The organism is Hymenobacter sp. 5516J-16 (genome assembly GCF_022919335.1).
In the GTDB taxonomy this organism is placed as follows: domain Bacteria; phylum Bacteroidota; class Bacteroidia; order Cytophagales; family Hymenobacteraceae; genus Hymenobacter; species Hymenobacter sublimis.
In genome coordinates this window covers 1,963,713-1,977,123 of record NZ_CP095058.1, presented here as the reverse complement: position 1 = coordinate 1,977,123, position 13,411 = coordinate 1,963,713, and the positions used below count along the sequence as shown (strand labels likewise).

The window sequence follows — 13,411 nt, the reverse complement described above, 5'->3', positions numbered from 1 at the left end:
AAACCGCTTGGTCGCGTAGGGCTGCAGGACCGTGAGGTCCTGCTCAATTCAGGCCTACCACGCGGGTAGCTTGCTGCGGTCGGCGTATACTTCGCTGTTGTATTTATCCTGCAGAAGCTGGACCTCTGACATCAGTTGCCGGTATATGCCTGGCATTGGGCGACGGAAGCGCACGGAGTAAAGGCTGGCGGCAAGTGGTGGAATGGGCCAACGCCAAACCGGAAGGTAGCCTCGTCGGTTGTCACTGCCCGGCGTTCCGGCCCGTCTACTGGCCCTCCCAGGTGTAGCAACACGGCCGACACCCGCTAGCATCCTACCCCAAAAGCTCCGTACTTGCCTTTCATGCTTTCTGAACCTACCTACCTGGCGGCCCGCATGGTAGCCCCCATGGTTGAAACTCACTTTGCCCGCCACCGGGCGGCCGCTACTACCTGGGATATTGCCCAGTTATCGGCGCCCCCGCCTGCGCAGTGGGTGGAGGTTATCATTGATGCAGCCTTCTGGGCCAGCTTACAGCGGGAAGAAGGCCACCCGCCCCGCATTTCCCTGGCTTTGGTGGAGCCCAAACAGGCCGGCCAGCCGGTGGAGTTTGGCAAGCGCCGGCTCACGCCCTACAACCTGCTCAAGCTGGCCCCGGCCGTGGAGCAGCCGGGCATTCACTTGGGCGTGTGGTATGACGACGAGGGCCTGTACGTGTGGGGTACGGCCACCGAAATTCCGCCCTTGTGCTTTGTGCTGGAAGTGGTAGAGCCGGGCTTATTGGTGATAAAGCACCGCCGTGCCGATGGGTTCGGTAAGTTCGTGAACGTGGCCATTTTGCGCGGCGACCAGCTGCAACTGGTGGATGCCGAAAACGTGGCCGTAGATGACTGCCCGGCCCTGCGCATGTTTCTGCCTGGGGAGGGCCTGCCCTCCGCCACCGGTGCCACCGACAACGTGCTGGTGGAATTGGCCGCCGCCATGCGGGCCCACGGCCGGGGCGGGCTGGTGCTGGTGGTGCCGCCCAACTCAACCCAGTGGCAGGAGTCCATTGTGCAGCCCATGACCTACCCCGTGCTGCCCGCCTACGTGGGCATTGCCGAGGGGCGGCAGCGCGAACAAGCGAAGTGGCAGTGGCGCGAAGAAATTCAGCGAGCCATTCACGTGGTAGGCGGCTTTACGGCCGTAGACGGAGCCACCATTATCACCCGCGACTACCACCTGCTGGCCTTCGGGGCCAAAGTATCCCGGGCCGAGTCCAGCGTGCCCGTCGACAAGATGGTGCTCACGGAACCTGTTGTCGACAGCCCAGCCCGTTACCTGCACCCGGCCCAGAACGGCGGCACCCGCCACCTAGCCGCCGCTCAGTTCGTGCACGACCAGCGCGACTCGTTGGCCCTGGTGGCTTCCCAGGACGGCTTCTTTACTTTGTTCGCCTGGTCGGAAACGCAGCAAATGGTACACGCCCACCGCATCGACGTGCTCCTGCTCTAAGGCAAAAATGCCGGAACGTTAGCGCGGCTTAGGTGCGGTTTATGCAGCGAAAAAGCCAAATAGGAACGCCCCGCGGCACCAGTTCCCTATAGAAGGAACTAGTGCCGCGGGGCGTTTTGCGTACCAGATTGCCCGCACCCAACGGGGCCGGCTACAGCGCGAGGTAAGACCTACTGCAAGGCCCTACTCAGCCCCATAGCCGCCGCGGAAGGCGGGCACATTACGTACCAGTATCTGCATGCCGTGGCGATTATCCGGCCAGACGCACGCGTACGGCGTTCGGACCCTTCTGGCCCATTTCCACCTCAAAGGATACCTTGTCGTTCTCCTTGATCTGGTTGATTAGCCCGTTGGCGTGCACGAAAATGCTTTCCTGGGTTTTCTGATCCTTAATGAAGCCGTAGCCCTTGGAGTCATTAAAGAACGACACCGTGCCCTGACGGATAGCGTCGGCCGGATCTTCTTCCTCCTGCTTGCGAGCACCCAAGGTGATGTCCTCCACCTTGATTTCTTTTTTCTTCTTGGTTGGATCCGGGGGGGTAGAGGTGATGTTGCCATCCTCGTCTACGTAGGCCAGCATCTCGTCCAGGTTGCTGCCGTTCTTGGCATTAGCCTGGCGCTCTTCCTTGCGCTCCGCTTTGTCGTTGCGCTTTTTCAGTCGTTTTTTCTCGTTTTCCTTTTTCCCAAAAGTGGCTTGTGATCTGCCCATGGCGTATGTCGTTTTGTGTGAGGTATCGGTGATGAAAGCGTAAGCGCACTCGAAACTCCTGGCGGGTAGCTGGCCCGGAAGAGCCCGGCCAAGCACGTGGTGTGGGCTAGCATATAGTAACTAGCGCCGCGACTAATAAATTTCATTATTACCCAAAATACGTGGGCAACAAGAAGATGGCTAAGCAAGGGCTACGGCTGATAAAAGCCGGGACCTTGCCGCTGCCCCAAGTTGTGGGAGCAGACCGAGGAGAGCCCCTTGCCAGCCGCTAAGCGGCATTAGTAATAGGGGAGTTCAGCCCGCCTGGGCAGGTGGCGGGAGGCAGACCGGAGCCTGTTCTCACAAATATACTTTATCCCAGAAGCATTTCTTTCCTGCGGCTGCCTCAGTCTGGGAAAACTTCGGAATTGAAAGGCAGCCAAGCTGGCGCCGCAACGCCCGAAGCGCTTGGCCGTGAAGTAGCTACCCGCTTAGCTAAGTCCAGGTCTGGCAAAGGGTAAACCAGCTAATGCAGGTAAGAGCTGCTCCCTAAGCGGGCTGATCCTCGGTTGGGAAGCCCAGGTCGGCTACTTCCCGCACTTCGCCGGGAGCTAGGCCCTCTAGCCAGAGGTTGCCAACTCGTACGCGCACCAAGCGCAGGGTAGGGAAACCGGCGGCGGCCGTCATTTTGCGCACCTGCCGAAACTTGCCTTCCGTAACGATGATGGACACCCAGCTGGTGGGGCCGTGGCGGTCGGAGCGGATGTTGCGGCCGCGGGGCGGTAGCTCGGGGGCGGTTTCCAGGCGCCGCACGCGGGCTGGTAGGGTGTGGTACACCAGGCTGCGGTGGGCAATGCCAATGCCGGCTTCAAGCTGGGCCACGGCCTCATCGGTAATCAGGCCATCCACCTGGGCGTAGTACTCCTTTTCCACGTCTTTGCGACGGATTCGCTCACTTACTCGGCCATCGGTAGTGAGTAGGAGCAGGCCCTCACTGGGCTCGTCGAGGCGGCCAATGGCCATGGTGCCGGCCGGGAAGTCGTGCAGGGCCCCGAGAAACTTCTTGCGCATTTCCCGCGGAAACTCGCTGGTAAACTGGCTGAGGTAGCCGTAGGGTTTGTAGAGCAGAAAGTGACGGTGGGTAACGGGAGTCATACGCGCGAAAAAGCCGGCCGGAGCTAGGGTGGCCAGGGACGAAGGTACAACCAGCGGGCAGCCCTAGGTAGTTTTGTACAGGTACCAGCCGTTGCCCAGGGGCTTCATGACGATAATTCGGTCCGGGCTCATGGCGGGAACGTGCTTGGCCTCGGGCTGGTAAAGCAGGCCCACGGTGTTGCTTTTCACGCCCCCGATAACGAACTCCAGGCAGCTGGTGCAGCCCAAGGTGCGCTGAGTTACCCGGCTGATATACAGGGGCCGCAGCAGGGCCAGTACGGCAGCGTCGGCGTTGGCGGCCTGCTCCCTGGCCCCAGTAGTATCGGCCGGCGCGGCGAAGTAGCGGCGGCTCTGGATTAGGCGGAGGGCGCGCTGAAAAGCGGGCCGGTTGCGGGTGAAGTGCTGGCTGATTGTCGCGTCGGAGCCCACCCACAGGCGAATGTTACCCAGCATAAACTCGTGGCTGGCCTCGGGGTGCTTCTGGTTGTATTGCGCAACTTCTGCGGGCCCCATATCAGAGAGCAGCTGAAGCATGGGCGGGCCGAGCTGGGTCATGGACAGGCTACGCACGGCGGCCAGCTTCCAGGGGGTAGCGGCAGTGGTGGAGTCGCGGCGGAAGTGCAGGTAGATGTCGTTGCGGCTCACGGAGTCGCGCAGTTCCACTGCTACCACGGCGGTAGCGGGGCCCTGCTGCAGCAGCTCACAACGGCGCTGCAGGGTAGCCGGAATCTGCTGGCCCAGGCTTTGACGGCGGGCCTGCCCGGCAGCCTCGCCACTGAGGTAGCTTTTCATGTCGGGCCAGCCGGTGGGCGCTACAAACTGCCGGGCAATTTGCAGGGGTTCCAGCAGCGGGGCAGCCCCCACCAGTAGCGGAAGCCATCCTAGTACGAAGGCAAGCAAATACTTCATCACCAGACCTCAGCTGCCCGCTTTTCCCACCTGGGCACGGCCGCCGAACCTCTAAGGTACGCAGAAAGCCCGTGAGATTGAGCCTGCTACAAGTGACTTCCGTTGTCATTCCGATGCCATTCCGACCAAAAGGAGGATTCCCGGTTAGTCAGTTGTGGTGGCCCCAGATTTCCTACCATTCTCGGAGTGACAACAGGAGCTACTCGACCTCAAGCTGGCAGGCGGCGCACCAGCAGCACCACTACCGCGCCCAGCACCGCCATCAGCCCGAACGACCACCGCAGCCCGGCCACTTCGGCAATAAAGCCTACCACCGGCGGCACCAGCAGAAACCCCACATACCCTACCGTGGACACCGCCGCAATGGCTGAGCCGGAGCTGAGGGCGGCCGTACGCCCGGCCATGCCAAACACCATCGGAATAACGCACGACACGCCCAGCCCCACCAGCGCAAATCCCAGCCCGGCGGTTAGGGGCATCGGCAGCAGGGCGGCTAGTAGCAACCCGCCCAGCATGAGCAGGCCGCTGTAGTGCAGAATAGACTTCACCCCGAAGCGGTTGGCCAGTGGGTCGCCGCTGAAGCGCCCGGCCGTCATGGCTACCATGTAGATGGTAAAGCCCAGGGCTGCTGCTTCCTTGGGCACCAACACCGCTTTCTGAAAGTAGATGCCGCTCCAGTCGTACATGGTGCCCTCGCAGGCCATGGAGGCAAAAGCAATGAGGCCGAATTTTAGCAGGGTTTTATCGGGCCAGGAGAAGCCAGCGCGGCGGGCTTCCGGGGCTGGCGGCAGCACCAGGCTGTGGCGGTACGTGAACAGGGCCACGCCGGTCAGCACCACGGCCACCGTGGCAAAGTGCAAGGAGGTGGGTACGCGCCGACCAATGAGCAAGGTGCCCAAGGCCGCGGCGGCGAAACCGGCCACGCTCCACACCCCGTGGAAGGTAGCAATGATGGATGTGTCGTAGCGGGCCTGCACGCCCACCGACTGGGCGTTCATGGACAGGTTGAGCAGATTGCGCGAGGAACCGAAGCAAAACAACAGGCCCACCAGCTGCCATGTGTGCTCCACTAGTCCCAGCAGGGCCAGGGCCACGTTGTAGAGAATGGCCCCGACCAGCATTATCTGCCGGCTGCTGAAGCGCTGGAGCAGCCCCGCCGTAACGGGCAAGGTGAGCATCAGGCCGGCCGGCAAGGCAAACAGCACCCCGCCCAATTGAGCCTCACTCAGGTGCAGCTGCTGCTGAATCACCGGAATTCGGGAGGCCCAGGTAGAGTACCCGAAGCCCGAAACAAAGAAAAACAGCGCAATGGCCCACCGCGCCTGCCGGGGCGTAACCTTCTCCTCAACTACCTGTGTCATGTGCTGGTGCTACCCCCTGTTGCGTGTCAAAGCTACAACCCACTGGGTACCCGCGGGCGCATTATGGGCTGCAGCTCCGAACTGCTACGGCGGCAAGCGGGGCAAAGGTTAGGTGGAGCTAACGTCAGCGCGGGCCGTTTGGGTTGGCTGTTAGCCTAATCAAGAAGCGCAACGCTGCCTATGATGCCACGCTCTTCGTGCGCCTAAATGTGGCCGCCACCCCGCTCCGGTAGATCATCAGAAACAGCTAAACGGCACTGAAAGAATGACATCGACTGGCCGAACGCGGCGCATCATATTGAATTACCGTGAGGGATATGAAAGCAACGGTAAAAGCAGCGGCAGCTCCTGGCAAGGGAGCTGCCGCTGGGTATTCTTATAAGAAGTGAAATGGAGCTGACTACTTGCTCACGCGCGGCTTGCCTTTGTAATGAATGTCGCTGGAGCCGGAGGCGTGCGAGGAAAGCTCCTCAGTAACGGCTACGTAGGCGTCGGAGGCGCCGCTGGCTTGCACCGTGGCCGTGCGGCTTTGCAGGTTGTAACCCTGGTAGTCGCTGCTGCCGCTTACCTGCACCTGCTGGCGCTCCACGCGGCCGGTCAGGCGTAGGTCGGAGGCCCCGGAGGCAGTGGCCATCAAGGACTTGGCGTTGATGGTCATGGTTACGTCGGAAGCACCGCTGGCCCGGATGGTAAACTCGTCGGCCGTGAAGGGGGTAGTGCTTTTCAGGTCCGAGGCTCCGCTGACCTCAACGCCCGTGAGGGTGGGACAGGTGATGTACACGTTTACTTTCTGGTTACTGAGCAGCATGGATAAGCCCTTCTCCCGGTAGATGCTGAGCGTGTTACCCTGCACCTCCGTTTTGATGCGGTCCAGCAGTTCAGCTGGCGCATCTACCTGTACTTCAGTGGTAGCGCCCTGCTTCAGAAACACGTTAATAGCACCGCTGGCCTTAATAGCCTGAAATCCGCTAACCGCGCGGGGTTGCTGAGCTGAGGCTGCGCCCAGGGTTGCTACGCTGCACAGGGCCCCGAGGGCCAAGGAACGAAGTAGGGTAGTCGTTTTCATAAGGAAAGCAGGTAGGAAAAGTGGAAGTACGAGCGGGTAGATGAGCAGCGGCCCGCAACCGTTGCCTCTGGGAGCGAATTTTTGTAGGTGCTCAGCTTGAGTAAGTTACCGTATATAAAGTGCAATTGCTATATAGCTGCCTACAGTGGAGGTAACATCCGGGCGGCAGCCTGCGTAAGCGCCCCATCTTCCTTGTCAGAATATACTTCTGACTGAACTTCTCCCTCTATGAATAAGTCCTTGCTTTTCCTTTCCGCGGCAACCAGCCTACTGGTGGCATCCTGTAACCGCGACAAACAAGCCGCCGTGGATGCGGCCACTACTCCTTCCGCCGACACCGCCGTGGTTGTCCGCGACGAAACCATGACCACCGACGCCACGGCCACGGCTGATGGCGACACGGCCGCTTACCGCACCGAGGCCGACCGCCTCGCCGACCGCATCGCCCAGGACCTGCGCCTGACCGATACCGTGGTGGTGACCCGCGTTGAGAAAACCTACTACACCCGCGGCCGCCGCCTCAACGAAGTCAACACCCGCTACACCACCGACACGACCGGCCGGTACGCTGCCCTGCGCCAAGTAAACGACGACACCGACCGGGAGGTACGTACCTACATTACCGACCCCGCCCAGTACCGCACCTACCAAGAAAACCGCAACAGCTACTACGCCGGCACGCCCTACAGCAACGCCACCATCACGACCACTACGGAGCGGGAGGAAACCCCGGCCCGGCGCCGCGGCCCGTCCATCGTGAAGTACGATAAGAAGGCCAACGGCGAAACAAAAATCGTGTACTCCAACGGCAAAACGGTGAAAGTCGATAAAGACGGCGACACCAAAGTAGAGTACCGCAACGGCACCAAAGTAAAGCGCGACGCCGACGACGGTGAGGTGAAAGTAAAGCGCTAGGCTACTACCCTTTAAATCACAAAAAAGCCCGCTTCCAGTTCAGGAAGCGGGCTTTTTTGTGACTTATAACTAGCGCCTTACCGTATGATGCCGTACTGACGCAGTTCCTCGTCGATGCGGTGGTTCCAGCGTTCCTGAGCCAGCGGGCTGCCGTGCGTTTCAGCGTCGTACTGCTCTTGGATGTGGTTCATTTCGGTGAAAGACTTCAGGTACTGCAGCTGTAGGATGCTGTTGTAATCTTCTACCGTGAGGCTGTCGGGGGTAGCCTTGCGACGAAACCGTTCGGCTACCAGCCGCACAATATCAAAGTGACGCTGCTCGTGGTTCAGGTGCTCGGTCGTTTGCTGGCCGGCATCAACCCAGGACGAGCTGCGGACTACGAAAATTTTCAGAATCATTTCCAGCTCCACTACCCCATTCACTACCCGCGGCCGGCCCTGGTAAGCGAAGCTCGGAAACACGGAAGCTGCGTAGCGGCCTTTGGGCCGGGGCTGGCCCGTAAAGTCAGCCCAGGTCAGGGGCCGGGCTGAGTCATAAAACACCGTATCAGCCTCGGTTTGGCGGGTGTAGTAGCGGAAGGTAGGGTGCACGGCCGTCGCCAGCCGCACATCGTGGGCGGCCGCGCGGGTTAGCCAAGTGTTAAAGTAGGTCAAGCTGCCCAGCAGTGCCTGCCGCAAGGTAGGCTCCACTACGGCCCTATCAGAGAGTGGGCGCAAGTAGCGGGCCCCACCGCGGTACTCAGTCAGCGTAATTGTGCGGCCCTCCGGGTTCACCCAGTCGAAGGTCAAGTGCAGGCTGATCTGGCCCGCGGCCTGGCCAGTACCAGCGGCGGTTTCCTGCACCCGGCACTCACGCACCCGCATGGTTACCCCGTAGCGCGCCGGGCGGGCCGGCAGCGTCCGGGCCACGAACTGGCGCAGAGCCGCTTCGGTGCCTCCCTGCAGCTCCACCGCCCGGGTCGGGCTGGCGGCAGCAGGCGGGGTAGGCGGCAGCAGCCAAGCCACGGCCGGCCGACCGGGACGCTCATCGCGCACCTGCTTGATGGTGAACAGGGTAGGAGTAAAGGAAGCAGTGGCCGGGAGTAATACCAGCGGCTTATCAGCGGTAGGTGGCTGAGCACCCATCAGCAGCAGGAGCCCAAGCAATACTCCCGCCACCCGCTCCTTACCCCACGCGCGCAACAAATTCATATTCAGCAAAGCAGACATTCACCTGCTAGACACGCTTCCCCCGCCATACGTTCCCAACGGTGAGGGAGTGAAGTTGTGCATGAGTGAAGCAGCATACAGCAGTACGTCATCCTAAGCTGGCAAAGGACCTTACCACACCAGAACGAGTCGTAACAACGCTTGCCGCACTGAGGTGATAAGGTCCTTTGCCATCTCACCATTTCGCAACTTCACAACCTCACCTTTTCGCAACTCCACCTACTTGCCCATGCGCTGGCGGCGGTATTCGGTGGGGCTTTGGCCGGTGTATTTGCGGAAAGTTTTATTGAAGTGGGAAAGGTTGTTGAAGCCGCAAGAGTAACACACCTCCGTCACGGCCAAGTCATCGTCGAGTAGCAGGCGGCAGGCCTGGCCCACGCGGTATTCCTGCAGGAAGTCGGTGAGGGTGTGACGGGTCATCTTCTTAAAGTAACGGCAGAAAGCCGGTACCGAGAGGTGGGCCACGTCGGCCACTTCCTGCACCGAGAGGGTGGCGCGCTGGTAGTGCTGCTCCACAAACTGATATACCCGGCTCAGGCGTTGCTGCTCCTTGCCGCTCAGGCCCTGGCCGCCGGTGCCCGCGTGCAGGGGCAAACAGTCGTTGGCAGGGGCCTGGGCCAGTTCCTGCAGTACTTGCAGCAAGAGCAGCAGGCGCATAAAAGGTGGCGCGTTCAGGAGCTGGCGCAGGGCCGGGCCCACGGCCGTGCGGGTACCGCCCCGAAACGATAAGCCTTCGTGGGAGCGGGCCAGCAGCTGGCGAATAGCCGCCATTTCGGGCTTGTTCCAGAAGTCGGTGCCCAAAAAGTCGCCCCGCAGCTGCACCACAATTTCCTCGAACGGGGTGCCCGCCGGGTGGCCGTAGCTAAAGGTAAGATGGGGCAGATCTGGCCCGATGAGCACCAGCTCCCCGTCTTCGAAGCGGGAAATGTGCTGGCCAATGTGGCGCCGGCCGTGGCCCCGCGGAATGTACACCAGCTCGTACTCGGGTGGTAGTGCCAAAGTAGCTCAGCTTTGCCTACCTGAGTGTAGTGTAGCAGAGTAAACGAGCTATCTACCGTAGGATGAATGGGTTCGAATTGTAACTTCACAGGGTGGTGGTGCCAGGATGGCGGAGTGGGAACGTGAAGTTAACACTTGCGGTCAATATAGCATCAAAAAAGGCGAACCTGGCAGTAGCCAGTACGGGCTCTTTGTGCCGACCTTGCAAACTCAAATCACGCTGCTTGTTCTATGAAGGCCTTCCACACCTACGTTCTGGCATTTGCAATGCTACTCCTGTTGGTGGTGGGTGCCCACTTCGCGCAGGCCGCTCGGTTGTCGTTGCCGGCCGGACGCGGCTCGGTGGAGCAGCGTACCAGCAACCTGACCAACTACCTCACTCGCGAGCTGCACCTAAGCCGTTTGCAGCGGCAGGCAGTTGAAAAAAGCACCCGCAAGTACTTGCAACAACTTGACCAACTGGCCGTAAAGCCCGGACTGGTAGCGGCAGTAAGTGAGGGACGTTTGCTGGAGGGTAAAACAATGGCCGAACTAGAAAACGAATACGATACAGCGCTGGCCCGGGTGTTTACGCCTGGTCAGTACACGGCATACAGCTGGTTGCGCGAGCACCAGCCCGAAGGCAGCCGCTAGGCTACTTTCGCATCAGACATCCAGCGGCTTTGGGTGGGAATTTTAGCCGCTGGCCGTTTCCCGGGCACCTTTGGCACCCGGAAAACGCAAAAAGAGGTTGAGGCTGTGGGAGCTTCAGCCTCTTTTTTTTGTTTGCACACGTATGAGGGTGCCGGAACGTGGGGCCCGACAGTCAGGCTCCGCTCTTTTTCCCTATACTTAGGGTTCCAAGTTGTCCTTTATGCGCCTATACTTGCTTGGCTGCCTGCTGCTACTCTCCCTGGGGCGTGGGCGCAGCGGCCCGACACCACTCGCCCGGCCCGTCAGATTAATTTGTCCAACGTAGATGTAGCGCCCGCCGCCGTTGATATTTCCGGCTGGCTGCTGCTCGACAAGGACATCCAGACCGAGCTGGACGGGGCCGTGCAGAATATCTACAACTTCAAGCACGACCGGGCCGAGCGGCAGTTCCGCAGCCTGCGTCGTCGCTACCCCAACCACCCCATGCCCTACTTCCTGCTGGGCCTGACGACGTGGTGGAAGATCATGCCCTCTAATATCACTTCCCAGCAGTACGATAAGGTGTTTCTGGCCTACATGGACACGGCCATTACCAGGGGGGAGGCTCTGTATAAGCGCGACAATAAAAACTACGAGGCCTGCTTTTTCCTCTCGGCTGCCTACGGGTTTTCGGCCCGCCTGAACGCCGAGCGGCATAACTGGCGCAAGGCCACTTTCGCCAGCAAGAATGCCCTGGCCTACCTGGAGAAAAGCCAGGAAGCCAATGGCCTGAGCCCGGAGTTTCTATTCGGGCAGGCTCTGATTAATTACTACGCCCCTGGATTTCGGATAATTACCCGCTGCTGCGGCCCGTGTTGCTATTCTTCCCGAAGGGCAACAAAAAGCTGGGCCTAGCCCAGCTCCGTAGCGTGGCTGCCAACGGCTTCTATACGGGCACTGAGGCGCGGGTTTTCCTGATGAAAATTCTGCAAAACCAAGAAAACAAGCCCGATGAGGCCCTGGCGCTGGCTCGTACCATGGCTACGGCCTTCCCCGACAATGGCTATTTTCAGCGCTTTTATGCGCTGATGAGCTACCAGGTAGGCGACCTGAACGAGTGTGAGCGGGTAAGCCGGGATATTCTGGACAAGATTAACCGGGCCAGCCTGGCTACGAGGCTATCAGTGGGCGCTACGCCACGTTTTTTCTCGGCAGCCTGATGCAAAATCAGTACAAGGACCTGACGAAAGCCAAGGAGTACTACCAGCGCTGCATTGTGTTTGCCGAAAGCACCAACGACACCAAGCAGGGTTTCTACTTGTACTCCCTACTCAACCTGGGCCGGATTTCTGATAAGCAGAAAGATGTGGCGGCCGCTACACGCTACTACAAGGAAGTGCAGCAGAAAGCGGAGCGCAAGTCGGAAGCCTTCAACGAAGCCCGTGCTTACCTGAAAAAGAAGCGGAAGTAGTCTGGCTAACTTCCCATAATGGGCCGTGGGGAGCTGTTGCCGGCGTGAAACGTAGCCGGGAGTAGGGGCCTTGCATTTGGTCGAGGAAACGGGGGCACTGGCAGAAAGCGGCCTGGGGTTCATCGGGTAAATGAGGGTTGTGAGCGAAAAGGTAAATCGGGTACCTGGGGTAGCATCGTATCTTCCCTACAGTACCATTACGATTAGCTACGCTTACCCAAATCATGGAAAAGGAGGACGCTCCCCACTTAACTTTTCGCTACAACGTTCGGCATTCGCTGCTCCGGTTCTGGTGGCAGCAGCCGGATAACATGGATGACCTGCCGCGCCTGCTCACCCGGCTCCTGAAGGCCGTGCGCCGCTACCAGGCCCAACAGTTGCTGCTCGACCTACGGCCCCTGCCTCCCCTAAACCAGCAGGTGCAGCAGTGGCTGCAAACCAGTTGGCTACCCCGGCTGCGACAATGTGGGCTGCAGCGGCTGGCTTTGCTGCTGCCCACCAATACCTACAATATGATAGTGGTGGAAAGCATCCTCTGGACTTCTACCCAGGAGCACTTACCCTATGAGGTGCAGTACTTTACGGAGCTGCCCGCCGCCCTGGATTGGCTCACCAACTCAGAAGTTGCCACCTCCGACGCCGATTGGCCCTGCTGGAAGCAACAGCCCATGCACCTGCGTGTGCGGCGGCGCAAGTGCCCCTGCCGAGGCCTAGTGCACTCCTGATTTTGCCCTTGCCTCCTCAAGGCCCGGCATCACGCAGGGCAGTGGGTGGCTTGCGGCGGGCGGCTTCGCGAAGTAGCTCCGCCGTGTGCGTTAATAGCTCTGTTCCGCCCCACTGTCCGTGGCCGGGCACTACCACCCGGGCCTGGGGTAGCGCCCGGCCACGTTGCGCAGCGTGGCGGGCCACCGGGCCGGCAGCGCATCATCGAGGTTGCCTAGGGAATTGGCCGCCTGCTCCCGGACCAAGCAACCGGCAAACAGCACTTTGTGGCGGGGCAACCAGGCCACCAGGTTGTCGGGGTGTGGGCGGGGCCCGGAAAAAACAACTCCAAGCGTGTGCGGCCGGCCCGGATTAGGGTGTAGGGTTTCAGGGCGGCGGTGGGAGGTTGGGACTGAGGGTGCAACTGCCGGAAGCGCCGGGCCGTGAGCGGGGTGCTGTACACCTTGATGCCATTGGCCTGAAGCACAGCCAGTCCGCCGGTTCGGTCGTCGTGGGCGTGCGTGAGTACGACCAGGCGCACCCGCTGGTGCAGGCTGTCGGCAATCCAGCGCAACAACAGCAGCGTTTGCTCCGGGTCCCAGGCCGTGTCAATCAGCACCGCGCCTTTGCTGGTTTGCACAATCAGGCCGTTGGAGGGCACTGCCGTAGTAGTGCCTGGGTACATGTGGTAGGAAGTATGAACAAACACCTGGGGTGCCACGGCGCGTACTCGGAGGGCGGGCAGGGGACGCTTGGGGCTAGCTTGCGCCAGGCTGGCAACCTGCAGAAACAGGGTAGCCAGCAGCCAGCGGCAACCGGCTGAAGCGAGAAAAGAGGCTAGAAACATCAAAA

At 60.5% G+C, this 13,411-nt stretch carries 16 protein-coding genes; 7 read left to right on the top strand and 9 right to left on the bottom strand.

All coding sequences use genetic code 11. The features are described from left to right. Positions 1-342 precede the first annotated feature (342 nt). A complete protein-coding gene (locus tag MUN84_RS09780) occupies positions 343-1,473 on the top strand; it encodes a putative sensor domain DACNV-containing protein (RefSeq protein ID WP_244697868.1) in 1,131 nt (376 codons plus the stop codon). Positions 1,474-1,723: 250 nt separating this feature from the next. On the opposite strand, the gene MUN84_RS09775 is transcribed toward MUN84_RS09780, so the two are convergent. From MUN84_RS09775 to MUN84_RS09755, 5 genes are all read right to left on the bottom strand, one after another. Continuing rightward, the gene (locus MUN84_RS09775; RefSeq protein ID WP_244697859.1) at positions 1,724-2,182 is read right to left on the bottom strand and encodes a cold-shock protein; all 459 of its coding nucleotides are present in this window, start codon (positions 2,180-2,182) and stop codon (positions 1,724-1,726) included. A 528-nt stretch (positions 2,183-2,710) separates the two neighbouring features. Beyond that, positions 2,711-3,316 carry a pseudouridine synthase gene (locus MUN84_RS09770; protein ID WP_244697858.1) on the bottom strand — a complete coding sequence of 202 codons (606 nt, stop codon included), beginning with the start codon at positions 3,314-3,316 and terminating at the stop codon, positions 2,711-2,713. Positions 3,317-3,379: 63 nt separating this feature from the next. Next, positions 3,380-4,180 carry a hypothetical protein gene (locus tag MUN84_RS09765; protein ID WP_244697856.1) on the bottom strand — a complete coding sequence of 267 codons (801 nt, stop codon included), beginning with the start codon at positions 4,178-4,180 and terminating at the stop codon, positions 3,380-3,382. Positions 4,181-4,434: 254 nt separating this feature from the next. Beyond that, positions 4,435-5,586: an MFS transporter gene (locus MUN84_RS09760; RefSeq protein ID WP_244697854.1), complete on the bottom strand. Its 1,152-nt coding sequence runs from the start codon at positions 5,584-5,586 to the stop codon at positions 4,435-4,437. A 400-nt stretch (positions 5,587-5,986) separates the two neighbouring features. Further along, positions 5,987-6,652: a head GIN domain-containing protein gene (locus MUN84_RS09755; protein ID WP_244697853.1), complete on the bottom strand. Its 666-nt coding sequence runs from the start codon at positions 6,650-6,652 to the stop codon at positions 5,987-5,989. A gap of 228 nt (positions 6,653-6,880) precedes the next feature. Here MUN84_RS09755 and MUN84_RS09750 point away from each other — a divergent pair, with 228 nt between their 5' ends. Then, on the top strand, positions 6,881-7,567 hold the full coding sequence (locus MUN84_RS09750; RefSeq protein ID WP_244697851.1) for a T-complex 10 C-terminal domain-containing protein: 687 nt from the start codon (positions 6,881-6,883) through the stop codon (positions 7,565-7,567). Between the two features lie 77 nt (positions 7,568-7,644). Here the strand turns inward: MUN84_RS09750 and MUN84_RS09745 are convergent, their stop codons facing one another. Continuing rightward, a complete protein-coding gene (locus MUN84_RS09745; RefSeq protein ID WP_244697849.1) occupies positions 7,645-8,757 on the bottom strand; it encodes a lytic polysaccharide monooxygenase in 1,113 nt (370 codons plus the stop codon). A 237-nt stretch (positions 8,758-8,994) separates the two neighbouring features. Next, positions 8,995-9,774, bottom strand: a complete 780-nt coding sequence (locus MUN84_RS09740) for a helix-turn-helix domain-containing protein (RefSeq protein ID WP_244697847.1) — start codon at positions 9,772-9,774, stop codon at positions 8,995-8,997. Between the two features lie 267 nt (positions 9,775-10,041). Here MUN84_RS09740 and MUN84_RS09735 point away from each other — a divergent pair, with 267 nt between their 5' ends. The 5 genes from MUN84_RS09735 to MUN84_RS09715 all read left to right on the top strand — a co-directional run bounded on the left by MUN84_RS09735 (position 10,042) and on the right by MUN84_RS09715 (position 12,582). Further along, on the top strand, positions 10,042-10,407 hold the full coding sequence (locus MUN84_RS09735; RefSeq protein ID WP_244697846.1) for a hypothetical protein: 366 nt from the start codon (positions 10,042-10,044) through the stop codon (positions 10,405-10,407). A gap of 312 nt (positions 10,408-10,719) precedes the next feature. Then, positions 10,720-11,301 carry a hypothetical protein gene (locus MUN84_RS09730; protein WP_244697844.1) on the top strand — a complete coding sequence of 194 codons (582 nt, stop codon included), beginning with the start codon at positions 10,720-10,722 and terminating at the stop codon, positions 11,299-11,301. Then, positions 11,259-11,606, top strand: a complete 348-nt coding sequence (locus MUN84_RS09725; protein ID WP_244697842.1) for a hypothetical protein — start codon at positions 11,259-11,261, stop codon at positions 11,604-11,606. Before MUN84_RS09730 ends, MUN84_RS09725 begins: the two co-directional genes overlap by 43 nt. Further along, positions 11,606-11,857, top strand: a complete 252-nt coding sequence (locus MUN84_RS09720) for a hypothetical protein (protein ID WP_244697840.1) — start codon at positions 11,606-11,608, stop codon at positions 11,855-11,857. The genes MUN84_RS09725 and MUN84_RS09720 overlap by 1 nt, the downstream gene beginning before the upstream one ends. A 224-nt stretch (positions 11,858-12,081) precedes the next feature. Then, positions 12,082-12,582: a hypothetical protein gene (locus MUN84_RS09715; RefSeq protein WP_244697838.1), complete on the top strand. Its 501-nt coding sequence runs from the start codon at positions 12,082-12,084 to the stop codon at positions 12,580-12,582. Between the two features lie 16 nt (positions 12,583-12,598). Here the strand turns inward: MUN84_RS09715 and MUN84_RS09710 are convergent, their stop codons facing one another. Continuing rightward, positions 12,599-12,766 carry a hypothetical protein gene (locus MUN84_RS09710; RefSeq protein ID WP_244697835.1) on the bottom strand — a complete coding sequence of 56 codons (168 nt, stop codon included), beginning with the start codon at positions 12,764-12,766 and terminating at the stop codon, positions 12,599-12,601. A 28-nt stretch (positions 12,767-12,794) separates the two neighbouring features. After that, positions 12,795-13,406, bottom strand: a complete 612-nt coding sequence (gene bla / locus MUN84_RS09705; protein ID WP_244697834.1) for a metallo-beta-lactamase — start codon at positions 13,404-13,406, stop codon at positions 12,795-12,797. Positions 13,407-13,411: the final 5 nt, after the last annotated feature.

Excerpts from the sequence above, each read along its gene's own strand:
- MUN84_RS09780 (WP_244697868.1), top strand. The coding sequence starts at position 343 with ATGCTTTCTGAACCTACCTACCTGGCGGCCCGCATGGTAGCCCCCATG.
- MUN84_RS09775 (WP_244697859.1), bottom strand. The coding sequence starts at position 2,182 with ATGGGCAGATCACAAGCCACTTTTGGGAAAAAGGAAAACGAGAAAAAA.
- MUN84_RS09770 (WP_244697858.1), bottom strand. The coding sequence starts at position 3,316 with ATGACTCCCGTTACCCACCGTCACTTTCTGCTCTACAAACCCTACGGC.
- MUN84_RS09760 (WP_244697854.1), bottom strand. The coding sequence starts at position 5,586 with ATGACACAGGTAGTTGAGGAGAAGGTTACGCCCCGGCAGGCGCGGTGG.
- MUN84_RS09755 (WP_244697853.1), bottom strand. The coding sequence starts at position 6,652 with ATGAAAACGACTACCCTACTTCGTTCCTTGGCCCTCGGGGCCCTGTGC.
- MUN84_RS09750 (WP_244697851.1), top strand. The coding sequence starts at position 6,881 with ATGAATAAGTCCTTGCTTTTCCTTTCCGCGGCAACCAGCCTACTGGTG.
- MUN84_RS09745 (WP_244697849.1), bottom strand. The coding sequence starts at position 8,757 with ATGAATTTGTTGCGCGCGTGGGGTAAGGAGCGGGTGGCGGGAGTATTG.
- MUN84_RS09735 (WP_244697846.1), top strand. The coding sequence starts at position 10,042 with ATGCTACTCCTGTTGGTGGTGGGTGCCCACTTCGCGCAGGCCGCTCGG.
- MUN84_RS09720 (WP_244697840.1), top strand. The coding sequence starts at position 11,606 with ATGCAAAATCAGTACAAGGACCTGACGAAAGCCAAGGAGTACTACCAG.
- MUN84_RS09715 (WP_244697838.1), top strand. The coding sequence starts at position 12,082 with ATGGAAAAGGAGGACGCTCCCCACTTAACTTTTCGCTACAACGTTCGG.
- bla (WP_244697834.1), bottom strand. The coding sequence starts at position 13,406 with ATGTTTCTAGCCTCTTTTCTCGCTTCAGCCGGTTGCCGCTGGCTGCTG.